This window comes from Silvania confinis (genome assembly GCF_025564085.1).
Classification (GTDB): Bacteria; Pseudomonadota; Gammaproteobacteria; order Enterobacterales; family Enterobacteriaceae; genus Enterobacter; species Enterobacter confinis.
The window spans coordinates 23,111-48,274 of sequence record NZ_JAMGZJ010000077.1 but is presented as its reverse complement, the minus strand read 5'-3'; the positions used below and the strand labels follow the sequence as shown (position 1 = coordinate 48,274).

Annotated in this window: 26 protein-coding genes and 1 pseudogene; 16 read left to right on the top strand and 11 right to left on the bottom strand. The window is 55.1% G+C overall.

The window, feature by feature from the left end; all coding sequences use genetic code 11:
* Positions 1-100: 100 nt before the first annotated feature.
* A complete protein-coding gene (kdgR, locus tag M8013_RS14170; RefSeq protein ID WP_271268443.1) occupies positions 101-892 on the top strand; it encodes a DNA-binding transcriptional regulator KdgR in 792 nt (263 codons plus the stop codon).
* Positions 893-947: 55 nt separating this feature from the next.
* Here the strand turns inward: kdgR and M8013_RS14165 are convergent, their stop codons facing one another.
* Positions 948-1,187: a YobH family protein gene (locus M8013_RS14165; protein WP_271268442.1), complete on the bottom strand. Its 240-nt coding sequence runs from the start codon at positions 1,185-1,187 to the stop codon at positions 948-950.
* A gap of 161 nt (positions 1,188-1,348) precedes the next feature.
* On the opposite strand from M8013_RS14165, the gene mgrB reads away from it, so the two are divergent.
* From mgrB to rlmA, 7 genes and pseudogenes are all read left to right on the top strand, one after another.
* Positions 1,349-1,492 carry a PhoP/PhoQ regulatory lipoprotein MgrB gene (gene mgrB / locus M8013_RS14160; protein ID WP_271268441.1) on the top strand — a complete coding sequence of 48 codons (144 nt, stop codon included), beginning with the start codon at positions 1,349-1,351 and terminating at the stop codon, positions 1,490-1,492.
* 74 nt (positions 1,493-1,566) lie between these two features.
* Positions 1,567-1,857, top strand: coding sequence for a YebO family protein (locus M8013_RS14155; RefSeq protein WP_271268440.1), 291 nt, complete (start codon positions 1,567-1,569; stop codon positions 1,855-1,857).
* An 18-nt stretch (positions 1,858-1,875) separates the two neighbouring features.
* Entirely contained in the window at positions 1,876-2,865 is a 990-nt protein-coding gene (locus M8013_RS14150) for an MBL fold metallo-hydrolase (RefSeq protein WP_271268439.1), read from the top strand.
* Between the two features lie 525 nt (positions 2,866-3,390).
* A pseudogene (locus tag M8013_RS14145) lies at positions 3,391-3,535 on the top strand (DUF2627 domain-containing protein).
* 12 nt (positions 3,536-3,547) lie between these two features.
* Complete coding sequence (gene cspE / locus M8013_RS14140; RefSeq protein WP_001062678.1) at positions 3,548-3,757, top strand: transcription antiterminator/RNA stability regulator CspE; 210 nt, start codon at positions 3,548-3,550, stop codon at positions 3,755-3,757.
* 218 nt (positions 3,758-3,975) lie between these two features.
* Positions 3,976-5,694 carry a peptidoglycan glycosyltransferase FtsI gene (ftsI, locus tag M8013_RS14135; protein ID WP_271268438.1) on the top strand — a complete coding sequence of 573 codons (1,719 nt, stop codon included), beginning with the start codon at positions 3,976-3,978 and terminating at the stop codon, positions 5,692-5,694.
* 63 nt (positions 5,695-5,757) lie between these two features.
* Positions 5,758-6,573 (top strand): 23S rRNA (guanine(745)-N(1))-methyltransferase, encoded by an 816-nt coding sequence (rlmA, locus tag M8013_RS14130; RefSeq protein WP_271268437.1) that lies wholly within the window; start codon positions 5,758-5,760, stop codon positions 6,571-6,573.
* Here rlmA and mntP read toward each other — a convergent pair.
* From mntP to manX, 5 genes are all read right to left on the bottom strand, one after another.
* A complete protein-coding gene (gene mntP / locus M8013_RS14125; RefSeq protein WP_271269088.1) occupies positions 6,570-7,136 on the bottom strand; it encodes a manganese efflux pump MntP in 567 nt (188 codons plus the stop codon). The genes rlmA and mntP overlap by 4 nt on opposite strands.
* A 390-nt stretch (positions 7,137-7,526) precedes the next feature.
* On the bottom strand, positions 7,527-7,985 hold the full coding sequence (locus M8013_RS14120) for a DUF986 family protein (protein WP_271268436.1): 459 nt from the start codon (positions 7,983-7,985) through the stop codon (positions 7,527-7,529).
* Between the two features lie 59 nt (positions 7,986-8,044).
* Positions 8,045-8,896: a PTS mannose transporter subunit IID gene (locus M8013_RS14115; RefSeq protein WP_271268435.1), complete on the bottom strand. Its 852-nt coding sequence runs from the start codon at positions 8,894-8,896 to the stop codon at positions 8,045-8,047.
* 12 nt (positions 8,897-8,908) lie between these two features.
* Entirely contained in the window at positions 8,909-9,709 is an 801-nt protein-coding gene (locus M8013_RS14110; RefSeq protein ID WP_271268434.1) for a PTS mannose/fructose/sorbose transporter subunit IIC, read from the bottom strand.
* 46 nt (positions 9,710-9,755) lie between these two features.
* Entirely contained in the window at positions 9,756-10,724 is a 969-nt protein-coding gene (gene manX / locus M8013_RS14105; RefSeq protein ID WP_271268433.1) for a PTS mannose transporter subunit IIAB, read from the bottom strand.
* A 316-nt stretch (positions 10,725-11,040) separates the two neighbouring features.
* On the opposite strand from manX, the gene M8013_RS23620 reads away from it, so the two are divergent.
* Both M8013_RS23620 and yoaE read left to right on the top strand, forming a co-directional pair.
* Positions 11,041-11,199: a protein YoaL gene (locus M8013_RS23620; protein ID WP_418939539.1), complete on the top strand. Its 159-nt coding sequence runs from the start codon at positions 11,041-11,043 to the stop codon at positions 11,197-11,199.
* Positions 11,187-12,746: a CNNM family cation transport protein YoaE gene (yoaE, locus tag M8013_RS14100; RefSeq protein WP_271268432.1), complete on the top strand. Its 1,560-nt coding sequence runs from the start codon at positions 11,187-11,189 to the stop codon at positions 12,744-12,746. Before M8013_RS23620 ends, yoaE begins: the two co-directional genes overlap by 13 nt.
* A gap of 11 nt (positions 12,747-12,757) precedes the next feature.
* Here yoaE and M8013_RS14095 read toward each other — a convergent pair whose 3' ends face one another.
* The 4 genes from M8013_RS14095 to pabB all read right to left on the bottom strand — a co-directional run bounded on the left by M8013_RS14095 (position 12,758) and on the right by pabB (position 17,995).
* A complete protein-coding gene (locus M8013_RS14095; protein WP_271268431.1) occupies positions 12,758-14,350 on the bottom strand; it encodes an EAL domain-containing protein in 1,593 nt (530 codons plus the stop codon).
* Between the two features lie 162 nt (positions 14,351-14,512).
* Positions 14,513-15,877, bottom strand: coding sequence for an L-serine ammonia-lyase (gene sdaA / locus M8013_RS14090; protein WP_271268430.1), 1,365 nt, complete (start codon positions 15,875-15,877; stop codon positions 14,513-14,515).
* 183 nt (positions 15,878-16,060) lie between these two features.
* On the bottom strand, positions 16,061-16,639 hold the full coding sequence (locus M8013_RS14085) for a CoA pyrophosphatase (protein ID WP_271268429.1): 579 nt from the start codon (positions 16,637-16,639) through the stop codon (positions 16,061-16,063).
* A gap of 3 nt (positions 16,640-16,642) precedes the next feature.
* The gene (gene pabB, locus M8013_RS14080; protein ID WP_271268428.1) at positions 16,643-17,995 is read right to left on the bottom strand and encodes an aminodeoxychorismate synthase component 1; all 1,353 of its coding nucleotides are present in this window, start codon (positions 17,993-17,995) and stop codon (positions 16,643-16,645) included.
* 61 nt (positions 17,996-18,056) lie between these two features.
* Here pabB and M8013_RS14075 point away from each other — a divergent pair, with 61 nt between their 5' ends.
* On the top strand, positions 18,057-18,239 hold the full coding sequence (locus tag M8013_RS14075; RefSeq protein ID WP_271268427.1) for a YoaH family protein: 183 nt from the start codon (positions 18,057-18,059) through the stop codon (positions 18,237-18,239).
* Between the two features lie 6 nt (positions 18,240-18,245).
* Here M8013_RS14075 and M8013_RS14070 read toward each other — a convergent pair whose 3' ends face one another.
* A complete protein-coding gene (locus M8013_RS14070) occupies positions 18,246-18,590 on the bottom strand; it encodes a RidA family protein (RefSeq protein ID WP_271268426.1) in 345 nt (114 codons plus the stop codon).
* A gap of 127 nt (positions 18,591-18,717) precedes the next feature.
* Here M8013_RS14070 and M8013_RS14065 point away from each other — a divergent pair, with 127 nt between their 5' ends.
* From M8013_RS14065 to rnd, 5 genes are all read left to right on the top strand, one after another.
* Positions 18,718-20,628, top strand: coding sequence for a DNA repair helicase YoaA (locus tag M8013_RS14065; protein ID WP_271268425.1), 1,911 nt, complete (start codon positions 18,718-18,720; stop codon positions 20,626-20,628).
* A 66-nt stretch (positions 20,629-20,694) separates the two neighbouring features.
* Positions 20,695-21,390 (top strand): tRNA (adenosine(37)-N6)-threonylcarbamoyltransferase complex dimerization subunit type 1 TsaB, encoded by a 696-nt coding sequence (gene tsaB, locus M8013_RS14060; protein WP_271268424.1) that lies wholly within the window; start codon positions 20,695-20,697, stop codon positions 21,388-21,390.
* Between the two features lie 35 nt (positions 21,391-21,425).
* Entirely contained in the window at positions 21,426-22,016 is a 591-nt protein-coding gene (locus tag M8013_RS14055) for a Slp family lipoprotein (protein WP_271268423.1), read from the top strand.
* Positions 22,017-22,220: 204 nt separating this feature from the next.
* Positions 22,221-23,906: a long-chain-fatty-acid--CoA ligase FadD gene (fadD, locus tag M8013_RS14050; protein ID WP_271268422.1), complete on the top strand. Its 1,686-nt coding sequence runs from the start codon at positions 22,221-22,223 to the stop codon at positions 23,904-23,906.
* 74 nt (positions 23,907-23,980) lie between these two features.
* Positions 23,981-25,108 (top strand): ribonuclease D, encoded by a 1,128-nt coding sequence (gene rnd / locus M8013_RS14045; protein ID WP_271268421.1) that lies wholly within the window; start codon positions 23,981-23,983, stop codon positions 25,106-25,108.
* The last annotated feature ends 56 nt before the right edge of the window (positions 25,109-25,164 follow it).

Sequence of the window (25,164 nt, the reverse complement as noted above, 5' to 3'; positions counted from 1 at the left end):
TTGTAACCAGGTTAGCCAGGATTGTTTGCAGCAAGGCGGCGTCGAATTTATAATAAAAACCGGTTCTGAATTTTATAAAACACTTGGGTTGAGGTGATGAATGGCAATCGCAGATTTGGATAAGCAACCAGATTCTGTTTCTTCTGTGTTGAAGGTGTTTGGCATCCTGCAGGCGCTTGGAGAAGAGCGCGAAATTGGTATTACTGAGCTGTCACAGCGTGTGATGATGTCGAAAAGCACTGTTTATCGCTTTTTGCAGACCATGAAGTCACTGGGCTATGTCGCACAGGAAGGTGAGTCAGAAAAATACTCGCTGACCCTGAAATTGTTCGAACTGGGCGCACGTGCGCTGCAGAACGTCGATCTTATTCGTAGCGCGGATATTCAGATGCGTGAGCTCTCTCGTTTGACGAAAGAGACCGTTCACCTGGGCGCGCTGGATGAAGACAGCATTGTCTACATCCATAAAATCGACTCCATGTATAACCTGCGTATGTACTCCCGCATTGGTCGTCGTAACCCGCTGTACAGTACCGCTATCGGTAAAGTATTGCTGGCGTGGCGTGACCGTGAAGAGGTGAAACAAATCCTCGAAGGCGTTGAGTACAAGCGCAGCACTGACCGTACCATCACCAGCACGGAAGAGCTGCTGGAGGTTCTGGATCTGGTGCGCACGCAGGGTTATGGCGAAGATAATCAGGAGCAGGAAGAAGGCTTGCGCTGCATTGGCGTACCGGTATTCGACCGCTTTGGCGTGGTGATCGCCGGTCTGAGTATCTCCTTCCCGACGCTGCGCTTCTCTGAAGAGCATCTGCACGAGTACGTGGAAATGCTGCACACGGCGGCACGGAAGATTTCAGAACAGATGGGTTACAACGACTATCCGTTCTGATTGCGACCGGAAATGAAAAACGCCGCCTTGATGGCGGCGTTTTTTATCCATTCGGTTAGCCGTTATCGACCACCATCTCGCTCTTACGCAGCAGCGGGCAGCGGGAAAGTCCGATAATGCCGCTATCACTATGAATATACTGCGCCGTGCTGATCCCGCGCGCGGTGAGATACTGGCACTGGATACCCAGCCCGGCGGCATTCTCTTTACTGCCAATCAGCACGCCGTAGCCTGCGAGCAGCAAACCCGTCCAGACGAGTGCTATAACAATCAGTGTGCGAATAAAAAAGCGCATTATGGCCTCAGTTTTTTTTTTATGACTGCTGCGTAGCGTAATCGATACAGGCACTTAAACAAGTGTATGATTCCGAAAGCAACGTGTTCACATTACGGTTAGCCGTGGTTTAAGTTGCCCATGATAACCTGGGAACATGATGTTAGAGGACGGAGAGTGGAGTGAAAAAAATACGCTGGATAATTCTGGCTGCGGTGTTGATTGCCTGCGTGGTGCTCTGGACACAGACCCTTAACGTGATGTGTGACCAGGATGTACAGTTTTTTAGTGGTATTTGTTCTATCAATAAGTTTATCCCCTGGTAATCGTCATTTTTATCGCAAATGATTTCCTTCCTTGGCGCGAGTGGTAAGATGAGCGCTTTTATTGAGGGGGTTAAATGGGTGAGTTACTGAATACTGGGATGTTGAGTGTTGCATCGCTGGTTGTCTCGTTAGTGCTGCTGGTGGTCGGGCTGGTCGCGTGGTTTTTCGTCAACCGTGCCAGTTCTCGTACCAGCGAGCAGATTGAACTGCTGGAAACGCTGGTTGATCTGCAGAAGCGGCAGAATGCGCTGCTGCGTCGCCTGTGTGATGCCAACGAGCCGGAAGTCAAAGACACGCCGAAAGCGGTAGAAGAAACGTCCAGCAATGAAAACGATGATTTTATCCGTCTGGTAGCAGAACGTTAAGTAGACCGGGAGGAACATATGGCCTGGCGTAATCCCTGGTATAATTCCTCCCTTGCACACCATACTCCGCAGGGTTTTCGCAATGTTGATGCTCCTGCTCATCAACCTGGCGATGTCGAACGCTGGCGTAAAGAACGTAAAGCCGCCGGATTGCCCAAACCGCCTTCTCAAGGTTATGACCATTTTATTCGCCAGTGGTGGCAACCTGTTGCGCTGAACAGCGAAGAGGAAGACGGTGTCTGGTGGCTGGGACATGCCAGTCTGCTGTTGCGCCTGAATGGCCGCTATATTCTGACGGATCCTGTTTTTTCCCCTCGCGTGTCGCCTTTACCTTTTGCTGGTCCACAACGCAAAACCCCTTCAGTGATGTCGGTGGACACGCTTCCCACGCTGGATGCGCTGGTTATTTCCCATAATCATTACGATCATCTGGATAACGCCACGGTGCGTCAGCTATTAAAGCGGTTCCCGCAGTTGACCATTTTTGTGCCGTTGGGGCTCGGGGAGTGGTGTCGTCGTCGTGGCGCTAAGCATGTTATTGAACTGGACTGGTGGCAAAGCTACGTTTTCGAAGGTCTGACGTTCACCGCCGTGCCGGCCCAGCACTGGAGTATGCGCCGCCCGTGGGATCGTAATCGCACCCTGTGGTGTGGCTGGGTGATGGAAGGAAAGCACCAGCGTTTTTGGTTTAGCGGCGATACCGGCTACTCCCCGGAGCTCCTGACCATTGCGCAGCGTCTTGGGCCGCTCGATACGGTTGCCTTACCGGTGGGCGCTTATGCACCACGGTGGTTCATGTCGATTAACCATATGGATCCGCAGTCGGCTGTTACTCTCTGGCAGCAACTCGGCATGCCAAAGGCCATTCCTGTTCACTGGGGAGTATTTGAGCTGGCAGATGAGTCACTCGACGAGCCGGTTTTCGAGTTAAGCCAGGTGTTAAAGGATGTCGCACCGGATAACGATCGCTTTCACATTTTGCGGATCGGTCAATATTTATCCTTATAACAATTCTGCACCGGGTTACTGAATATTCTGTATTAAGTCGACGCGAGTCATACATTATTTTAATCGAAACGTTTTGCTTGCCTTTTTTTGATGCAGATTCATAAAAATATCATTATTTTGGTGCATGGCGATAAAGAGTACAGCGGTGTATATAAGTTGAACAAGCGAAACGATATACAATGTTTTTTCATTACAACCATTGCTTAGCCTTGCAATCAATTCAGCATAACTTGTCATGAAAAGGACTAACTGAAATAGCCCCAGGGATAAACATTTTCATCTTGCTGGACGTGTTAGATGTCGTGCGCTAGAGTAAAAAAGTCTTTGATTACAGCGCCTACGCTGTCAGGGATGGTGCAAGCAGCCTGTCAGCATGGAATACGCCGTCAGCGTGTATTTGTGCAGATTGTGGCAAATCAGTCTCAGAATTTGTGCGACTGATCGAGACATGTTTAAAAATGGCTTGCCATTATTTAAGTAGTATGTGATAACACGGTTTAGGTCAAACGAGGTACAGTTCTGTTTATGTGTGGCATTTTCAGTAAAGAAGTCCTGAGTAAACACGTTGTCGTTGAATACCGCTTCTCTGCCGAACCTTATATTAGTGCCTCATGCAGTAATGTCTCAGTTTTATCTCAGTGAATGCCTGCGGGCTAAGAAAACATTCTAAGGAATTTTGCAAATGGCAAAGATTAAAGGTCAAGTTAAGTGGTTCAACGAGTCTAAAGGTTTTGGCTTCATTACTCCTGCTGACGGCAGCAAAGATGTATTCGTACATTTCTCTGCAATCCAGGGTAACGGCTTCAAAACTCTGGCTGAAGGCCAGAACGTTGAGTTCGAAATTCAGGACGGCCAGAAAGGTCCGGCTGCTGTTAACGTAACCGCTATCTGATCGAACACCTGCCAAATCTGAATCGTTCCGACGCTTCAGTTGCAGAGATAAAGCCTCGCGAATGCGGGGCTTTTTAATGCGTTTTTTTTCAAAGTGTTACCACATCTGCCTCCGTTAGCAATTTGTTGCAAAGCTACGAGGTTATTAGCATTGTTTTTGCCCCCGCCGGTCCGTTTTCCCGTTAAATCAGTGCGTTATTAACTAGCCCTGGAGCACTGGTGAAAAAGAAACCTGCCGATCCCGCCGCAAACTTCACCCCGTTACGTTTTGCACTTCTCTGTCTGGCTATTTTAGTCAGTCTGGTATTTCTGCTGGGGCGTGTTGCCTGGCTGCAAATCATTAAACCAGACCCACTGGTCAAACAGGAAGATATGCGCTCATTGCGTGAAGTGGCGATCGATGCTCCCAGGGGGATGATTGTCGACCGGGAGGGGAAAGCCCTGGCCGTCAGCGTACCGGTGCAGGCAGTGTGGGCTGATCCGAAAACGGTGCTGGGAAAAGGCGGCGTGGGTTTCGACGATCGCTGGCAGGCCTTAGCCAGTGCGCTGCACTTGTCGCTTTCGGACCTGGCCGCACGCATTAACGCCAATCCTAATGGCCGCTTTATCTATCTGGCGCGTCAGGTGGATCCCACCCAGGCCCACTGGATCGAAAAGCTGCATTTGCCGGGCATCAGCCTGCGCGATGAATCCCGACGCTTTTACCCGGCCGGGCACGTGGCGGCAAACCTGATTGGCTTTACCAACATTGACGGACAAGGCATCGAGGGGATCGAAAAAAGCTTCAATTCCCAGCTCACCGGCAAGTCGGGTGTACGGCGGGTGCGTGAGGATCGCTATGGTCATGTGGTGGAGAATATCACCGAAGTCCCGCCGGTACCGGCGCACGACATTCAGCTCAGCATTGATAAACGGCTGCAGACGCTCACCGAAGATGCACTGGATAACGCTGTCGCATGGAATAAAGCAGAATCGGGTGCGGCGGTGCTGATCAGTATCCAGACCGGTGAGATCCTCGCAATGGCGAGCTTCCCGGACTTCAACCCCAACAATCGCGAAGGCGCAACGTTGAATGATTTCCGCAACCGCGCCATCAGCGACACCTTCGAGCCAGGTTCCACCGTTAAACCGCTGGTGCTGATGACGGCCCTGCAGCAAAATCTGGTGCAGCCGGACAGCGTGATCGACACCCATCCCTATACCCTGGCCGGGCACCGCATCCGCGATGTGGGCTATTATCCGGAGCTGACTCTCACTGGCATCCTGCAAAAATCGAGTGACACTGGCGTCTCTCGACTGTCGCTGGCGATGCCGATCCAGCGTCTGCTGGATACCTATAAGGCGTTTGGTTTTGGCCGCAGCACCGGGCTGGGGTTAACCGGCGAAAGCAGCGGCCTGCTGCCGACGCGAAAATTCTGGAGCCAGTTGGATCGCGCGACCTTCGCGTTTGGCTATGGCCTGATGGTCACGCCGCTGCAGCTAGCTCATGTCTATGCCACCATCGGCAGCTACGGGATCGAACGGCCATTGTCGATAACCCGAATCGATCCGCCCGTCATCGGAACCCGAGTGATGCCGGAGGAGATTGCGCATGAAGTCGAACATATGATGGAAAGTGTGGCATTACCTGGCGGTGGCGGGACCAAAGCCGCGGTGCGCGATTATCGGGTGGCAGTCAAAACCGGTACCGCCAAGAAAATTGACGACAGCGGCCAGTATGTCGACAAATATGTGGCCTATACCGCAGGCGTAGCCCCGGCCAGTCGCCCGGTGTTTGCGCTCGCGGTGGTAATCAACGATCCGCAAAACGGGGCTTATTATGGCGGCGCGGTCTCTGCGCCGGTGTTCAGCCAAATCATGGGCGATGTGTTGCGCATTGAAAACATTAAACCGGATGGTTTACCGGCTGATTCCAGCCATCTCATTGTCATGCGCTAAGGCCGTTTTATCGTGGGGCGATTAGCGGTACACTTTCGCCCTTTATGATTGCCCGGAGTTCCCATGACATTCTGTTGTCCTCTTTGCCACGCGCCGCTGGCGCACATGGATAAAAGCTACGCCTGCCCGCAGGGGCATCGCTACGATATGGCGAAAGAGGGGTATGTCAATCTGCTGCCGGTGCAGCATAAGCGATCCCGCGATCCGGGCGATAGCGCCGAGATGATGCAGGCGCGCAGAGCGTTCCTGGATGCCGGGCACTATCAGCCGCTGCGCGATGCGGTGGCCAGCAAGCTGGCAGAGATCCTGCCTGTCGGCGCATCGTCGATTCTGGACATTGGCTGTGGGGAAGGGTACTACACCGCCGCGTTTGCGCGCATCGCCGAAGAACAGGGTGCCATCACGTTTGGCCTGGATGTCTCTAAATCCGCCATCCGTGCGGCAGCCAAACGCTATTCCGGGGTGACATTCTGCGTGGCATCCAGCCACCGTCTGCCGTTTGAGCAGAGCAGTATGGACGCGGTGATCCGTATTTACGCCCCCTGCAAAGGCGAAGAGCTGGCCCGCGTGGTGAAAGAGGGGTGCTGGGTGATCACCGTTACACCGGGTCCACGTCACTTAATGGAGCTAAAAGGGCTGATTTACAGTGAGGTTATGCTGCATGCTGCGCATTCCGAGCAATTGCCGGGCTTTGAGCTCCGGCAAGAGCTGTCCCTGGGCTACGAAATGTCATTGACGGGGAAAGAGGCGGTTGCGCTGCTACAGATGACGCCGTTTGCCTGGCGGGCGAAGCCTGAGGTATGGGAAACGCTGGCGGCGCAGGAAACGTTCAACTGCCAGACGGATTTCAGCATCCATTGCTGGCAGCGAGTCAATTAACCGGCGAAATGATTCCACATGATTTGAGCGCCAATCCCAATCAGCACCACGCCGCCGAGGATCTCGGCGCGCTTGCCTAACAGTGGGCCGATGTAGCGGCCAACCATGATCCCCAGCGTCGACATAATGAAGGTCGCGCAGCCAATCGCCAGCGCGGTGGTCAGGATGTTGACCTGCAGGAAAGCCAGCCCTACGCCGACGGCCATCGCATCCAGACTGGTGGCGATGGCGGTGGTCACCAGCAGCCAGAAACCGTGACGGCGGACCGGTGTTTCGTCCTCGTCGATATCGTTACGAACGCCTTCAATTACCATACGGCCCCCGAGGAAGACCAGCAGAGTAAAGGCGATCCAGTGGTTCCATTCGAGCACGAACTGGCTGGCGAGCATGCCCAGCGCCCAGCCGATCAGCGGGGTCAGGGTTTCGATAGCGCCAAAGATTAGACCGGTACGCAGGGCTTCAGAGAATCTAGGTTTGTGGAGCGTCGCGCCTTTACCAATGGAAGCTGCGAATGCGTCCATCGACATACCAAAGGCCAGAAGAATTGTTGCGGAGAGGTTCATCAGCGTGTCCAGACCGGGAATATCCATATGACACATCACTGCCCCCAGTAAACAGCAGTAAATGCATCTATGGTCTCACCTGATCGTTCTGCATGACGCAGAAACCATCCGTACGTACCACGTTTTTCAACGAGTATGTTGACACGTACATTTCCGACACAGCGGAAATCGGTTACTCCCCAACGACGGGCGCAACCTTAACATATTATGAGAATGTAAAACAACAACAGAGATGTATTATTAAATTAACTAAATGATAACGATTTTCATTAAGATTAATTGGTAAAGATATCGTTAAAAACATATCGTCATTAAGGTTAAATAATATAGCTTTGGCTATAATCGATTGCGAAAAGCACACCATAATATAGCCATTGCTATTTCTTTAACTCATTGAACTTTAACAAGTAATTTGTATATTCTTTCCAGGTCGTCTATATTTCGTACCCGAACAAGCAGGCGTCGTTGCTCTAATTGCATCACCAGTACGCCATCTTCAGATAAATTCATCTCTTTAATACGGTTATATTCTATCCAGACGTTGGCGAAAAAGAATCCAGCGCTTTTAAAGATTATTTTCGGCGCGCGAAGCCAGAACAGATAAAAGGCCATTAATGCCAGCACACATAATAACCATGTGGTTAATAAAGCACCCTGGCTCATCACGTTGTTATAAATCAGGATCATCAGCAGACCGGCGAAAATCACCGCATCAACGCGGCCACGGCGCAGAAGAGGGACAGTGAGCAACGTCTTGCCGTTGCGGCGGGGCATGATCAATTCGTCGTAAATGGCATACGCCAGAAGAGCAACAATAAACAGTACCAGTACGATGTCCGTGATCGTCATTCATCCTCCAGATAAAAAAAACCGGGGGCAGACAAGCCCCCGGTTTATCAGGTCAAAACTTACAGGCCCAGCAGGCCGATAGCGTAGCCAACAATACCGATGACGAAGAAGCCAACGATAATCCAAAGGGCGTTAACTTTCTTACGCAGCAGCCACATACAGGCGAAGGTCAGCAGCAGCGGAACCAGGCCCGGCATCAGCTGATCGAGGATCGTCTGTACGGTGGTGACGCGGGTCTGACCATCCTGACCGGTGATCGTCGAGACCACCAGCGGTATGTTGACGTGGGTCCACTTGTTAACCAGTGCCCCCATGACAAACAGGCCCAGAATCGACGCCCCCTCAGTCAGTTTCTGCAGGAAGCCGCCGCCCATATCTTTAACGATGTCGATGCCTTTACGGTAGCCGTATGCCACGCCGTAGTAACGGGTTGCCAGACGGACGGCGTTAAACAGGATAAAGAACAGCAGGGGACCCAGCAGGCTCCCGCTCATCGCAATACCCGCTCCCAGTGCTGCAAAGACCGGACGCACGGTACCCCAGAAGATCGGGTCACCCACGCCTGCCAGCGGCCCCATCAAACCAACTTTGATCCCGTTGATGGCACCATCGTCAATCTCTGCGCCATTGGCACGCTGCTCTTCCATCGCCAGCGTCACACCGAGAACCGGGGCCGCAACGTACGGATGGGTGTTAAAGAATTCCAGGTGACGTTTAATCGCCTGGCGACGCGCTTCGTTATTTTCCGGATACAGGCGTTTGATCGCCGGTACCATGGAGAAGCAAAAGCCCAGCGCCTGCATACGTTCGAAGTTCCATGAACCCTGGAACAGGTTAGAACGAATGAATACGCCACGAATATCACTCGGAGTGAGTTTCTTCTCCGGGGTAGTTTTTGTCATATCAACCATTTCGCTCACCTGCTAGTCCAGTTCGTTATCGAGATCGTTGTTGCCAGCAGCCTGCGCTGGTGCACCCGCGACGCGGTTATATTTCGGGCTCAGTTGGATATAGAGGATGGCCATAACTGCACCAATCACACCCAACGCCACGAGGTTAAAGTTAGTAAACGCCGCGGTAACAAAACCGAGATAGAAGAACGGCATCAGGTAGCCCGCACGCATCATGTTGATGACCATTGCGTAACCGACAACCACGATCATGCCACCGGCAATGTTCAGACCGCTGGTGACCACTTCAGGAATGGCATTCAGGAGACCCTGGACTTCGCTGGTGCCAACGGACACTGCTACGATAACCGCAGGGATTGCGATACGCATTGCTTGCAGGAACAGGGAGGAGACGTGGATCCAGGACAATGCCGTCAGGTTTCCGTTGTCGGCCGCCTTATCCGCCGCATGCTGGAAGGCAACGGTGATGGTACGAACGATAATGGTCAGTACCTGACCGGCTGCAGCCAGTGGGATTGCCAGCGCGATACCAGCGCCGATGTTCTGATGACCGGCGATAACCAGAACGGTCGAGATGATGGATGCCAGCGCGGCGTCCGGCGCAACCGCCGCACCGATGTTCATCCAGCCGAGGGCGATCATTTCCAGCGTACCACCGATGATGATACCGGTTTTCATATCGCCGAGAACGGCGCCAATTAACGTACAGGCGACCAGCGGACGGTGAAACTGAAATTCATCAAGTACGGATTCCATACCGGCAATACACGCTACGACGAACACCAGCACAATCTGAAGAGTGGTAATCTCCATTGTACTTCTCCTATAACTTAAGCTTTATGTGAAAATCAGCGCAGGGTTAGTTCCCAACTTTGCTGATTAAATCCATCATTTTCAGTTTCTGATCGGTGGAAACCTTACGGGCTTCCAGTTCAATACCGCGGGCATTCAGTTTTTTAAATGCTTCGATATCATTCTGATCGACTGAAATCGCGTTGTTCACCTGGGTTTTGCCCTGCCGGAACGCCATACCCCCAATGTTGACGGAAGTAATGTTAACGCCGCCTTCGACAACGCGTTCGACGTCCGTTGGGTTGGTAAACAGGAGCATGATGCGCTCGCCTGCATATTTCGGGTTGTTATAGACGCGGATCATTTTGGCGACATCCACCACGTGCGCGGTTACGCCTGGAGGAGCGACCTGAGTCAGAAGGGTTTTACGCACCGTATCGGCGGCAACTTCGTCGCTGACAACAATAATGCGCTGTACGTTGGTCTCTTTGGTCCAGCGTGTTGCTACCTGGCCATGGATCAGGCGGTCATCGATTCGTGCAAGGCCAATCTGCATGTAATCGTTCGGGCCCATGGGCTTGAGGGGCGCTGCAGCTTTAGCGGCCACAGGGGCGGCAACCGGTGCGGCTTTCTCGACCGGTTTTGCTTTTAGCGCTTTCACGCCTTCGCGACCGGTTTCGACGGCTAATGCCACCAGTTCGTCAAAGCTCGGGTTGTCATCACGCGCCATCAGCGTTTCAACCAACATCGGGATATTTACCCCAGCCACGACTTCGTGCTGTTCTTTATCGACAACAATACGGCTGGCGGCGTTGAACGGACTGCCACCCCAGGTATCGACGAGGAACAGCACGCCACTGCCGGTATCCAGTTTTTCGAGTTGGGCCGTATATTTCTCAATCAGCGTCTCGGCGTTTTCACCGGGAACGAAATCGATCCAGCCGACGTTTTCCTGCTCGCCTAACAACATTTCTGCGGTTTTAAGTAACTGCTCTGCGGCCCAGCCATGTGTGCCTATTACAATAGCAATGGTCACTTGCTACCTCCTTTTATTATCGTTTATGCACCTGTGTGACGAGGGCATCAGAATTCATCTTCGAAACAGCGAATCGATTCAGATAAGGGTTAGAGTCTAATTAACTAAGACGTACGCGATTTATTTTAGACAGTGAAAAAATAATTTATGTGATGAAGATCCGTAATTTAGCCTAAGCCTATAAGATAATTCTGTGCGCAAAAAAATGCTGAAACATCTGTTTGCAAAGGAAAGTAAATCTTTGCCAATAAGCACATGTCTCTGATATGTTTACCCTCCATTTCATTGTCAGGAGTATAGGGCAGTAGCCCACTGTATGGACCGTCACCGACGCCAGTCATTAATCCGGCCAGCTCTGGCCAGCCTTATCGGCGATTCACGCCACTCACTTTCTACGTCTTTTAACGCTTCGCCCGAATTTTCAGCGGCGCCGTTTAGTCATTCCTTTAGCAGGAGCTTGTCATGGAATTATTAATGGACCCGCAGATCTGGGTGGGGCTACTCACGCTGGTCGTGCTGGAGATCGTACTCGGCATCGATAACCTCGTCTTTATCGCTATCCTTGCGGACAAACTGCCGCCAAAACAGCGTGATAAAGCCCGACTGATCGGCCTGTCGCTGGCACTGATCATGCGTCTTGCGCTGCTGTCGGTGATCTCGTGGATGGTCACGCTCACGCAGCCGCTGTTTACCGCCTTCAACTTTACCTTCTCAGGGCGCGACCTGATTATGCTGGTGGGGGGGCTATTCCTGCTGTTCAAGGCCACAACAGAACTCCATGAGCGACTCGAAAACCGTCAGCATGACGGTGGACACGGTAAAGGCTACGCCAGCTTCTGGGTAGTAGTGATGCAGATTGTGGTGCTGGATGCGGTGTTCTCCCTCGACGCGGTGATCACTGCGGTGGGGATGGTGAGCCACCTGCCGGTGATGATGGCTGCGGTCATTATTGCGATGGCGGTGATGCTGCTGGCCTCGAAACCGCTGACGCGATTCGTTAACCAGCACCCGACGGTGGTTGTGCTCTGTCTGAGCTTCCTGCTGATGATCGGTCTGAGCCTGGTCGCAGAAGGTTTCGGTTTCCATATTCCTAAAGGCTATCTGTACGCTGCTATTGGTTTCTCCATCCTTATTGAGATGTTTAACCAGATTGCCAGCCGCAACTTTATTCGCCAGCAGTCGAATCAGCCGCTGCGTGCCCGTACCGCCGATGCGATTTTGCGTCTGATGGGCGGTCGCCGTCAGGCTCAGGTGCAGCAGGATAGCGAAAACCATATCCCTGTGCCGGTGCCGGAAGGCGCGTTTGTCGAAGAAGAGCGTTATATGATTAACGGCGTACTGTCGCTGGCCTCGCGCTCCCTGCGCGGCATCATGACACCGCGCGGTGAAATCAGTTGGGTCGATGCCAGCCTCAGCGTGGCAGAAATTCGCCAGCAGTTGCTCTCGTCACCGCACAGCCTGTTCCCGGTATGTCGCGGTGAGCTGGACGAAGTGATCGGTGTGGTGCGTGCGAAAGAGATGCTGGTGGCGCTGGAAGAGGGCGGCGACGTCGAATCCATTGCTGCCGCAACGCCGGCAATCGTGGTGCCGGAAACGCTCGACCCGATCAATCTGCTTGGCGTGCTGCGCCGTGCCCGAGGCAGCTTTGTTATCGTGACCAACGAGTTTGGTGTGGTACAAGGCCTCGTTACGCCGCTGGACGTGCTGGAAGCCATTGCCGGTGAGTTCCCGGATGCTGACGAAACGCCGGAAATTATCAATGACGATGGCGGCTGGTTAGTTAAAGGTTCAACCGATATTCACGCGTTGCAGCAGACGCTGGGCCTGGAGCACCTGACCAACCACGATGACGATATCGCCACGGTTGCAGGGCTAGTGATTGCCATCAACGGCCAGATCCCGCGCAGCGGCGATGTGCTTGAATTACCGCCGCTGAAGATCACCATCGTCACTGCCAATGATTACCGTGTTGATCTGGTGCGCATTGTTAAAGAGCAATCCGCCCATGACGATGAAGAGTAATCAGGCCGGCACTACGGTATAAACTGCATTATCGGCTGATGATGTGAGGCTGGCGGAGGCGTGTTCTCCGCCAGCCACTTCGGGAAATGGCGCAGTGGCATCGGCTCTGCATACAAGAACCCCTGCAAAATATTGACCCCGTGACGGCGAAGATGACTCGCCTGATCCTTTGTCTCAACCCCCTCAGCCACCAGTTCGATATTCAGCCGCTGACCCAGCGCAATAATAATGTCCGTCACCGTTGAGTTCACCGCATCAGTCCCGATAGCAGCGGTAAACGACTTGTCGATTTTCAGCACTTCCGGGTTGAGTTTTTCCAGCCAGGAGAGCGAGTTGGTGCCCGTGCCAAAATCATCAATTGCCAGCTTCACACCCTTGCGGTGCAACTCGTCGACGATGAGATAATCCACCTCCAGCAGCGAGTCGCGTTCTGTCAGTTCAACCATCAACTGCTGGGTGGGTTTCGCGCTGAACCAGACACGATTCAGATCCTGCAACAGCACGCCGTCGCGAAAATGGCTGGCTGCCACGTTGATGCCGATATGAAAATCCCGTGCGGTGGGGAACATGGCAAGGTGGCGCACGGTTTCAATCAGCACAAAGCGGGTTAGCGGGACGATCAGGTTATGCTCTTCGGCCAGCGGAATAAAAATTTCTGGCGAAATCCATCCCTGGCGCGGATTGTTCCAGCGCAGCAGGATCTCCACCCCCACGCAGCGCTGGGTTTGCGCATTCACCAGCGGCTGGCAAAACAGCTCAAATTCCCCCGCGGCCAGCCCCATGTTGATTTCCCAGGTAAAGCTCATGCGGCTGGCGGTCGCAAGCCAGGCGATATAGCCAACCAGCATGCTAAAGATCACGGCCAGCGGAAGTTGCTTCGGCAGGTATTCCAGCGCCAGCGCGCTTGAGCCAGGGCCGCTGACGGTTATCGTGAAAGGGAATTTTTTCGAGGTTTGCTGAAAGATACGGTCATGATTGTCAAACTCCAGCGTATCTGAGAGCTGGCTGAAATAGCTGAGATGCTTACCGCCTACGCTTAGCCTGACGTCACTGATTATCGGTAGCAGCGGCTCCAGCAGCATCCGGGCAATCAAATCGATATTCACAATCTGTATGATGCCGTCATCACTTTTACCGGGTGCCGGATACCACTGGATCAGAACCGGGCTACCGGTCAGCAGCGCCTGGTCGGTGGTCAGCAGCAGCAGCGGCTCGGCGGAGGGCAACTGGGGCAGAAACTGGCGAATGGGAATATCACGGCGGCCAAAGGTGCTGGAGCAATAAAGAATACCCTTCTGGATCAGGCCAATAGAGCGAACGGATTGCAGGGATGCGGCCTGCTTGCGCAGGAGAAAATTGACCTCCAGGCAGGGCCTGCCGAGCAACGGCTCGACGATGGCCCGCCCGGCCTGAATCGGCAAGAGGATTTTTTCCAGCGTTTCGACGGCGTGATTGACGAAGGTGGCGGTGGTTTGCTGATTTAAATTGCGCTGTGAAATAAAACTGCAACCCAGCGTGGTGAGCAGGGTGAGAAGTGAAAGCGACGCACAGACGATGATACGCTTGCGGCGATAATTTTTAATGATCGTCTGCGCTGTTTGCATGCCACGGCCATCCCAAAAGCCACGGGTGCATATGCCCATGGCAACAGAGGTAGTGTAGTGGGCAATTTTTCGGCTAACGAGAAAAGGGGGGCAATTTCGCCCATCTGTATCAGATGGGCGTAGGGAGTATGAGAAACGAAACCCACCGCGAAAGCGTGAGGGTTAGTCGCACTGCACCTTAATAGCCAGGCCGCCGCGGGAGGTTTCGCGGTATTTGGCGTTCATGTCCTTGCCGGTTTCGTACATGGTTTCGATAACCTTATCCAGCGATACGCGCGGCTCGCTGGTACGGCGCATCGCCATGCGGGTGGCGTTAATCGCTTTTACCGAGGCGATGGCGTTACGTTCGATGCAGGGCACCTGCACCTGACCGGCAACCGGGTCGCAGGTCAGACCGAGGTTATGTTCCATGCCGATCTCTGCCGCCACGCACACCTGCTCAGGGCTTGCGCCCAGCAGTTCTGCCAGGCCTGCAGCCGCCATCGAACAGGCCACGCCAACTTCACCCTGACAACCCACTTCCGCACCGGAAATCGAAGCGTTCATCTTGTACAGCACACCCACTGCACCGGAGGCGAGGAAGTAACGAATGTAACTTTCCGGGGTAACCGGTTCGATAAAGTGGTCGTAATAGGCCAGCACGGCTGGCACGATCCCGCAAGCACCGTTAGTTGGGGCGGTGACGACACGTCCGCCGGCGGCGTTCTCTTCGTTCACTGCCAGGGCAAACATGTTGACCCAGTCCACCACGTTCATTGGATCGTTGGAGTATTTATCGGTGGTCACCAGCATGCGACGCAGCGCCGAGGCACGACGCGGTACGCGCAATGGACCCGGCAACACGCCTTCGGTATTCATGCCGCGATCGATACAGGCCCGCATGGTTTTCCAGATATCGGCGAAATAGTCTTCAATCTCTTGCTTGCTGTGCAGCGCCAGTTCGTTCTGCATCACCATGCCGGAGAGCGACATGCCGGTCTCGTTGCAGTAATCGAGCATCTCTTTCGCTGATTTGAACGGATACGGCACGTTGACATCGCTGGCAGCATCGTTGCCGAAATGCTCCTCGTCGACGATAAAACCACCGCCGATAGAGTAATAGGTTTTGCTATAGACCACTTTCTCGCCGTTGAAGGCATGGATCTGCATACCGTTTTCGTGCAGCGAGAGGTTGTCGCTGCGAAAACGCATCCCGTCATCGTGCGGGAAATCGACTTCATGCTGGCCGTTCGCCAGCAGCAGACGGCCACGTGTTTCCACGTCGCGAATAAACGCCGGAATGGCGTCAATATCTACGGTGGCCGGCATATTGCCAGCCAGACCCATAATAATGGCGATATCGGTGTGGTGGCCTTTACCCGTTAAAGAGAGCGAGCCGTACACATCCACGGCCACGCGGGTAACGCTATCCAGTAATCCTTTTTCGACCAGGTCATCGACGAACTGTTTACCGGCCTTCATCGGCCCTACAGTGTGGGAAGAAGAGGGGCCAATACCCACTTTGAACATGTCGAATATACTAATCACTTTAACACTCCTGACAGGGTTACCGGGTTTCCAGTAACGATGTAATAACTGCGCATAGTGTATGAGGGATACCGGCCGTCAGCTCAACTATTCACATGAATTTAACTAATGGCTAAGGCCGGAATAACTAATAGCGAGAGGGCGATCGCAAAGGCGTAAAAAAAGTACGAATGTAAAGTATAGTCAAGGTTTCAGGCCGATCTGTAGCGCCAGCTCACGAATAATTCCGGCCGTCATGCCCCAGACAAAATAATGCTGATACCACGAAAGCCAGACCCGATGTTCGTGCCCACGACGTTGAATATCCAGCGGATGATAACGGCTCAAACGCAGGGCTTCGATCAGCGGCATTTCAAACACCGATTCCACTTCGTCCACGCTGGCGTGGTAGTGCAAATCCGGGGGGATAATGCCGACCACCGGCGTCACCTGAAAGCCGGTGACGCTGTCCACCGGGGGCAGCACGCCAATCACCTCGACTTTCTCCGGTGGGATCGCGACTTCCTCCTGCGCCTCGCGCAGTGCGGCGGCAATTAACGAGGCATCGGTGCTGTCCACCGCTCCGCCGGGAAACGCCACCTGACCAGCGTGTTTACGCATCTGCGACGAGCGGCGGGTAAGCAGCAGTCCTGGCTGCTCCCGACGCACGACTGGGATCAACACCGCGGCCTGGCGCTGGTTCAGCGAGGATTTATTAACCTGCGGGCGTAACAGCTGAAAACGCGATAAAAAATCGTCGAGGGTCAGGTTGCGGGTATCCATTGGTTAAGACTCCAGTTGCTGCAAAATGCGGTTCACTTTATCAAACGTTTCCTGGTACTCCGCCGCGGCCTGGCTGTCGGCGACAATCCCACCACCCGCTGAGCAGTAAAGCTCTCCGTTAAACGCGGTCAGCGTGCGAATGGTAATGCTGGTATCCATGCCGCCGCACAGGCTGAGGTAGCCGATGCTGCCGCACCAGGCATTCCGCCGGTGCGGTTCCAGTTCGTCAATGATCGCCATCGCCCGCACTTTAGGCGCGCCGGTAATCGATCCGCCGGGAAAGGCGGCGCGCAGCAGATCGCAGGCGGTACGCGTGGGCGGCAATCGGGCGGTGATGGTGCTCACCAGATGGTGCACGGCGGGGAAGGGCTCCACGACGAACAGTTCCGGCACCCGCACGCTGCCGGGTTCCGCCACCCGGCCAATATCGTTACGCATCAGATCGACAATCATCAGATTTTCGGCGCGATCTTTTGGCGAGGCGGCCAGTTTTTGTGCCTGCTGGCGGTCGGCCTCAGCATCCGCCAGCCGCGGCAGGGTGCCTTTAATGGGGCGAGTCTGGATAGTGCCTTCCGCCAGATGAATAAAGCGTTCCGGCGACAGGCTCAGGATCGCCCCTTCATCAAGGCGCAAAAAGGCGCTGAACGGCGCACGATTATTGGCATTCAGAAGGGTAAACGCCTGCCACTCATCGCCTTCGTAGCGGGCCTGAAAACGCTGAGCGAGGTTAACCTGGTAACAGTCGCCGCTGTGCAGAAAAGCCTGCACCTGATCGAATTTCTGCCGGTACTCGGCCTCGGTCATATTGGCCTGCCAGCCGGAGGTCAGCCGGAATGCGGGGACATTCTCAGGCGAGCGGCGGGATTCCAACCACGCCAGCCGGGCCGCCGCATCGCCATGACAGACCAGCGACACCTGCTGTTTGTGGTGATCGACGATCAGCGCCCAGTCGTACAAGCCCACGGCCATATCGGCCAGGGTGATATCGTGCGCAGCCTGTTCCGGCAGCTGTTCGAAGCGGCGTCCGAGATCGTAACCGAATAAACCGAGTGCCCCACCCTGGAAGGGCAGATCGGGATTAGGTGTGACGGGCTGGCCTATCGCGTCAATAGCCTGCTGCAGTAACGTCAGCGGACAGGCGTCGGAGGCGACGTCATTGATGAGCGTCTGCGCACCGTGCGTCACCAGCGTGGTGCGCGGCTCAGCCACCAGGATATCAAAGCGGCTGTAGGGGTGATCTGCATGGCCAGAATGCAGCAGCATCGCCCACGGCAGATGGCTTATCGGCGCAAACCAGAATTCTGCGGCGTCGGGGCGCCACGGTAATGTCAAAACAGTGGGGGATAACGGGTTCATCGGTGGCATACTACCGGGCAGCGTGAAATAATTAGCGTTGATAATTTAGCAGGAGTTGACGATGTTTGCAGGTTTACCTTCACTGAGCCATGAGCAGCAACAAAAGGCCGTCGAGCGCATTCAGGAGCTGATGTCCAATGGGATGAGCAGCGGGGAGGCCATTACTAAGGTCGCAGCTGAGTTACGCGCCACCCACACCGGTGAACGGATTGTGGCGCGTTTTGAGGATGAAGAAGAAGAGTAACGCGCCTTATACCGCGGCGATAATCTTAATCTCAACCTTATACTGCGGTTTCATCAGCGTCGCCTGTACCGTGCAGCGTACAGGCGCGTGACCTGCCACCACCCACGCATCCCACGCTTTGTTCATCGCCGCGAAATCGTCTTTATTCGCCAGAAATATCGTCGCATCCAGAATGCGGGATTTGTCGCTGCCCTGTTTCTCCAGCACTGCGTCAATCTGTGCCAGGGTGTTGGCGGTCTGCTCACACGCGTCAGCGTCCAGATTCGCCGGTACGCCGGTGTAGTACAGGGTCTGATTGTGGATAACCACATCGGACCAGCGGGCTTCAGCATCAATGCGCACAATTGTCATTTACGATTCCTCGTTTTTGTAAATTTCAGCGGCCAAGACTGCCATATTGTTTTGCCCGCGTCACTCTCGACTGGCGCCAGGGCGAGTGGCCTGACATAATCCCCTGTGCAAAAATACAGGGGGCAGAGTGGCAGACGATTTCTTAGCAGATGGGCAATTAGCGCAGGCAATTCCCGGTTTTAAGCCGCGCGAGCCGCAGCGTCAGATGGCGCACGCGGTCGCCAAAGCCATCAACAGCGGCCAACCGCTGGTGGTGGAAGCGGGTACCGGTACCGGTAAAACCTACGCCTATCTGGCGCCTGCGCTGCGCGCTAAAAAGAAAGTGATCATCTCCACGGGATCGAAAGCCCTGCAGGATCAGCTCTACAGTCGCGACCTGCCGACGGTGGCAAAGGCCCTCAAGTACAAAGGCCGTCTGGCGCTGCTGAAAGGGCGCTCCAACTACCTGTGTCTCGAACGCCTTGATCAGCAGGCGCTGGCGGGCGGCGACCTGCCGGTACAAACCCTCAGCGACGTCATTATTCTGCGCAGCTGGGCCAACCAGACCCTCGACGGCGATATCAGCACCTGCGCCAGCGTGGCCGAAGATGCCCCCGTCTGGCCGCTGGTCACCAGCACCAACGACAACTGTCTGGGCAGCGACTGCCCGCTGTACAAAGACTGTTTCGTGGTCAAAGCGCGTAAAACGGCGATGGACGCCGACGTGGTGGTGGTCAACCATCACCTGTTTCTGGCCGATATGGTGGTCAAAGAGAGCGGTTTTGGTGAGTTAATTCCCGAGGCCGACGTCTTAATCTTCGATGAAGCCCATCAGCTCCCCGATATCGCCAGCCAGTATTTCGGTCAGTCGCTCTCCAGCCGCCAGCTGCTGGACCTGGCCAAAGATTTCACTATTGCGTATCGCACCGAACTGAAAGATACCCAGCAACTGCAAAAGTGCGCCGACCGTCTGGCGCAAAGTACGCAGGATTTTCGCATGCAGCTCGGCGACCCGGGCTATCGCGGCAATCTGCGTGAGCTGCTGGCCGACAAGCATATCCAGCGTGCGCTGCTGTTACTCGACGACGCGCTGGAGCTCTGTTACGACGTGGCCAGGCTGTCGCTGGGCCGCTCGGCCTTGCTGGACGCTGCCTTTGAACGCGCCACGCTATATCGCACGCGCCTGAAACGCTTAAAAGAGTTTAACCAGCCGGGCTACAGCTATTGGTACGAATGCAACTCCCGCCATTTCACCCTCGCCCTGACGCCGCTGACCGTGGCCGATAAGTTCAAAGAGGTGATGGCACAAAAACCGGGTAGCTGGATTTTTACCTCGGCGACGCTGTCGGTAAACGACGATCTGCATCACTTTACGGAGCGGCTGGGTATCGAGCAGGCGGAATCGTTGCTGCTGCCCAGCCCGTTTGATTACGCCACCCAGGCGCTGCTGTGCGTACCGCGCAACCTGCCGCTGCCCAATCAGCCGGGGGCGGCCCGTCACCTGGCCGCAATGCTAAAACCGCTTATCGAAGCCAACAATGGCCGCTGCTTTATGTTGTGCACCTCGCACGCCATGATGCGCGATCTGGCCGAACAATTTCGTGCGACCATGACCCTGCCAGTGCTGCTGCAGGGTGAAACCAGCAAAGGCCAGCTGCTCCAGCAGTTTGTCAGCGCGGGCAATGCTCTGCTGGTGGCGACCAGCAGCTTCTGGGAAGGGGTGGACGTGCGCGGCGATGCGCTGTCGCTGGTGATCATCGATAAACTGCCCTTCACCTCGCCGGATGATCCGCTGCTGAAGGCGCGAATGGAAGATTGCCGTCTGCGCGGGGGCGATCCGTTCGACGAAGTGCAACTCCCGGATGCCGTCATCACCCTCAAGCAGGGTGTTGGACGTCTGATTCGTGACGTGGACGATCGCGGGGTGCTGGTGATCTGCGACAACCGGCTGGTGATGCGCCCTTACGGTGCGACTTTTATCGCCAGCCTGCCGCCTGCGCCACGTACCCGCGACATCGATCGCGCCGTGCGCTTCCTTGCGGCGACCCGGACGGAGTAATTTGCCCTGGGGTGTGCTAAAATATGCGCCATTTTGTGACTGACCCTTGCGAGAGCGCGACAACGAATGCGAATTCTGGCTATTGATACCGCCACAGAGGCCTGCTCTGTTGCCCTGTGGAACGACGGTGCTATTTGTGCTCATTTCGAAGAGTGCGCCCGGGAACATACCCAACGTATCCTGCCTTTGGTGAAGATGATCCTCACCGAAGGCAACTCCTCCCTGCAAAACCTTGATGCTCTGGCCTATGGCCGTGGCCCCGGTAGCTTTACCGGCGTGCGCATTGGTATTGGCATTGCGCAGGGGCTGGCGCTGGGCGCTGAACTGCCGATGATTGGCGTTTCGACGCTGGTTACCATGGCGCAGGGCGCGTGGCGCAGCACCGGGGCAACCCGCGTGCTGGCAGCCATTGACGCGCGAATGGGCGAAGTCTACTGGGCTGAGTACACCCGCGATGAGCAGGGCGTCTGGCACGGCGAAGCGAGCGAAGCAGTGCTGACACCTGACGCGGCTGGCGAGCGCATGAAGCACCTTTCAGGCGAATGGGCGACGGTGGGAACCGGCTGGGTGGCATGGCCAGAGATGGCCAACGACAGCGGTTTGACGCTGGTCGATGGCAAGATGTTACTGCCTGCCGCAGAAGATATGCTGCCGATTGCCTGTCAGCTGCTGGCAGCCGGGCAAACCGTCGCGGTCGAGAACGCCGAGCCGGTTTATTTGCGAAACACCGTAGCGTGGAAGAAACTTCCGGGCCGGGCGTGAATCTCAGTAATAGAATCTGAGAAAAGGAGTCGCATATGGCGGTTCAACAAAGCGTAGTTCGCCTGCTGGCGGTGGGGGCATTAACCCTGGCCCTGAGCGGGTGTGTTTCGGTTCCTGATGCGATCCAGGGCAGCAGCCCAACGCCGCAGCAGGATCTGGTTCGGGTGATGAACGCACCGGAGCTGTACGTCGGCCAGGAAGCGCGCTTCGGCGGTAAAGTGGTTGGGGTGGAAAACCAGCAGGGTAAAACGCGTCTGGAAATTGCCACCGTCCCGCTGGATAGCGGTGCGCGACCGGTACTGGGTGAAGCCTCACGCGGGCGGATCTATGCCGATCTGAACGGTTTCCTCGACCCGGTGGATTTCCGCGGGCATTTGGTTACCGTTGTCGGCCCGATCACCGGCGCAGTGCAGGGCAAAATTGGCAACACGCCGTATAAATTTATGACCATGCAGGCCAACGGTTACAAACGCTGGCGCGTGACGCAGCAGGTCATGATGCCGCCGCAGCCGATTGATCCCTGGTATTGGGGACCGCATCCATGGCGCTATGGCGGCTACGGTGGTTATGGCGGCTGGGCAGGATACGGCGGACCCGCCGAGGTTCGGACCATAGTCACCGAATAACCTGTTGTTATTAATGAAAACGAAACAGCGGCGCGTCCGCTGTTTCGCATTTTCGACGGTTATAACAAAAATAAATAGTGACGCGCTTCGCAACCTTAAATCCGGACAATTTTTAAACTGGTACGCTGAGTTAATATTATGTTAACGACTTGTATATTAACCGGGGTTGTGATGACGACGAACACGCATTTCAGAGGTGAAGTAGTGAAGAAGGTTTGGCTTAACCGTTATCCTGCGGATGTCCCCGCTGAGATAAACCCTGACCGTTATCAATCCCTGGTTGAACTGTTTGAACACTCCGTCGCGCGTTACGCCGATCAGCCCGCCTTTGTGAACATGGGCGAGGTGATGACCTTCCGCAAGCTGGAAGAGCGTAGTCGGGCTTTTGCGGCCTATCTGCAACAAGGTTTGGGTCTGCAAAAAGGTGACCGGGTGGCATTAATGATGCCTAACCTGCTGCAGTATCCGGTCGCGCTGTTCGGCATCCTGCGTGCGGGCATGATCGTGGTTAACGTCAACCCGCTGTATACCCCGCGCGAACTGGAGCATCAGCTCAACGACAGCGGTGCGGCGGCCATTGTGATTGTCTCGAACTTTGCCCACACGCTGGAAAAAGTGGTTAACAATACCCAGGTGAAACACGTCATTCTGACGCGCATGGGCGACCAACTTTCTACCGCCAAAGGGACGCTGGTCAACTTCGTCGTCAAGTACGTTAAACGGCTGGTGCCAAAATACCACCTGCCGGATGCCATCTCCTTCCGCCGCGCGCTGCACAATGGCTACCGGATGCAGTACGTGAAGCCGGAAGTGGTGCCGCAGGATCTGGCGTTCCTGCAATATACCGGCGGCACGACAGGTGTGGCGAAAGGGGCGATGCTGACCCACCGTAACATGCTGGCCAACCTCGAGCAGGTCAATGCCACTTACGGCCCGCTGCTGCATCGCGGCAAAGAGTTGGTGATCACCGCGCTGCCGCTGTATCACATTTTTGCCCTGACCATGAACTGCCTGCTGTTTATCGAGCTTGGCGGGCAAAACGTGCTGATCACCAACCCGCGTGATATTCCGGGGCTGGTGAAAGAGCTAGCAAAATATCCGTTTACCGCCATGACCGGGGTCAACACGCTGTTTAACGCCCTGCTTAACAACAAAGAGTTTCAGCAGTTGGACTTCTCGACGCTGCACCTTTCCGCTGGCGGCGGAATGCCGGTTCAGCAGGCGGTCGCCGATCGTTGGGTGAAGCTGACCGGTCAGTATCTGCTTGAAGGCTACGGCCTGACCGAATGTGCTCCGCTGGTGAGCGTCAACCCGCATGATATCGACTACCACAGTGGCAGCATCGGCCTGCCGGTGCCTTCCACCGAAGCGAAGCTGGTGGATGACGAGGGTAACGAAGTGCCCCATGGCGAACCCGGCGAGCTGTGTGTGAAGGGGCCGCAGGTGATGCTGGGCTACTGGCAGCGCCCGGATGCCACCGATGAAATCATCAAAGACGGCTGGCTGTATACCGGCGACATTGCGGTGATGGATGACGAAGGTTTCCTGCGCATTGTCGATCGTAAGAAAGATATGATCCTGGTCTCCGGATTTAACGTCTATCCTAATGAAATTGAAGACGTGGTGATGCAGCATACTGGCGTGCAGGAAGTGGCGGCAGTGGGCGTGCCTGCGGGCAGCAGTGGCGAAACGGTGAAAATCTTTGTCGTGAAGAAAGATCCGGCACTGACCGAAGAGGCGCTGGTCACCTTCTGCCGTCGCCAGCTGACCGGCTATAAAGTACCGAAGCTGGTGGAGTTTCGCGATGAACTGCCCAAATCCAACGTCGGGAAGATATTACGACGAGAATTACGTGACGAAGCGCGTGCCAAAGTGGACAATAAAGGCTGAGCTTCGTGCTAGTCACTCCAGAACGCTGGCTACGCCGGCGTTTTTTTATGGGTGCAAACTAAAGAGAAAATGATTTGAACTACCAGATGATCACCACCAATGACGAGCTGGCTTCCCTGTGCGATGTCACTCGCGACGCACCTGCCATCGCTCTGGATACCGAATTTGTTCGTACCCGCACCTATTATCCGCAACTGGGACTGATCCAACTGTACGACGGCAAACATGTGTCGCTGATCGATCCGCTGGGCATCACCGACTGGGAACCGATGCGTGCGCTGCTGCTGAATACGGCTATCACCAAATTCCTGCATGCCGGAAGTGAAGATCTGGAAGTTTTCCTTAATACCTTCGGCATCATGCCGCAGCCGCTGATCGACACCCAGATCCTGGCGGCGTTTGCCGGTCGTCCGCTGTCCTGGGGCTTTGCCGCTATGGTCGAAGAGTATACGGGACTGGTTATCGACAAGAGCGAATCCCGCACCGACTGGCTGGCGCGCCCGCTGACCGTGCGTCAGCTCGACTACGCGGCGGCGGATGTGTTCTATCTGCTGCCGATTGCCGGCCAGCTGATGCAGGAGGCCGAGGCCTCTGGTTGGTTACCTGCGGCACTGGATGAGTGCCGTATGACCCAGCAGCGTCGTAAGGAGATTACCGACCCAAAAGACGCCTGGCGCGACATCAGCAACGCCTGGCAGCTGCGTACCCGTCAGTTGGCCTGCCTGCAGTTGCTTGCCGACTGGCGTCTGCGTAAGGCGCGGGAGCGCGATCTGGCGGTGAATTTCGTGGTCCGTGAGGAGCATCTGTGGGGCGTGGCGCGTTACATGCCTTCAAGCCTGGGTGAACTGGACAGCATCGGTTTGTCAGGCTCCGAGATCCGCTTCCACGGCAAAACCTTGCTGGCGCTGGTGGCTAAAGCCCAGGCGTTACCGGAAGATGAACTGCCAGAACCGCTGCTGAATCTGATGGATATGCCGGGCTATCGTAAAGCGTTTAAGGCGATTAAAGCGCTGGTACAGGAAGTGGCCACCGAGAGCAAAATCAGCGCCGAACTGCTGGCGTCACGTCGTCAGATCAACCAGTTGCTGAACGTACACTGGAAGCTCAAAACGCCAAATGGACAGCCGGAGTTAATTTCAGGCTGGCGTGGGGAATTGATGGCCGATCGTCTGAAGGCCTTGCTGGAAGAGTATCCGCAGTAAGCGTGGATGTTGTAGGCCGGGCAAGCGCAATGCCGCCCGGCGTTCTACAGGACGCA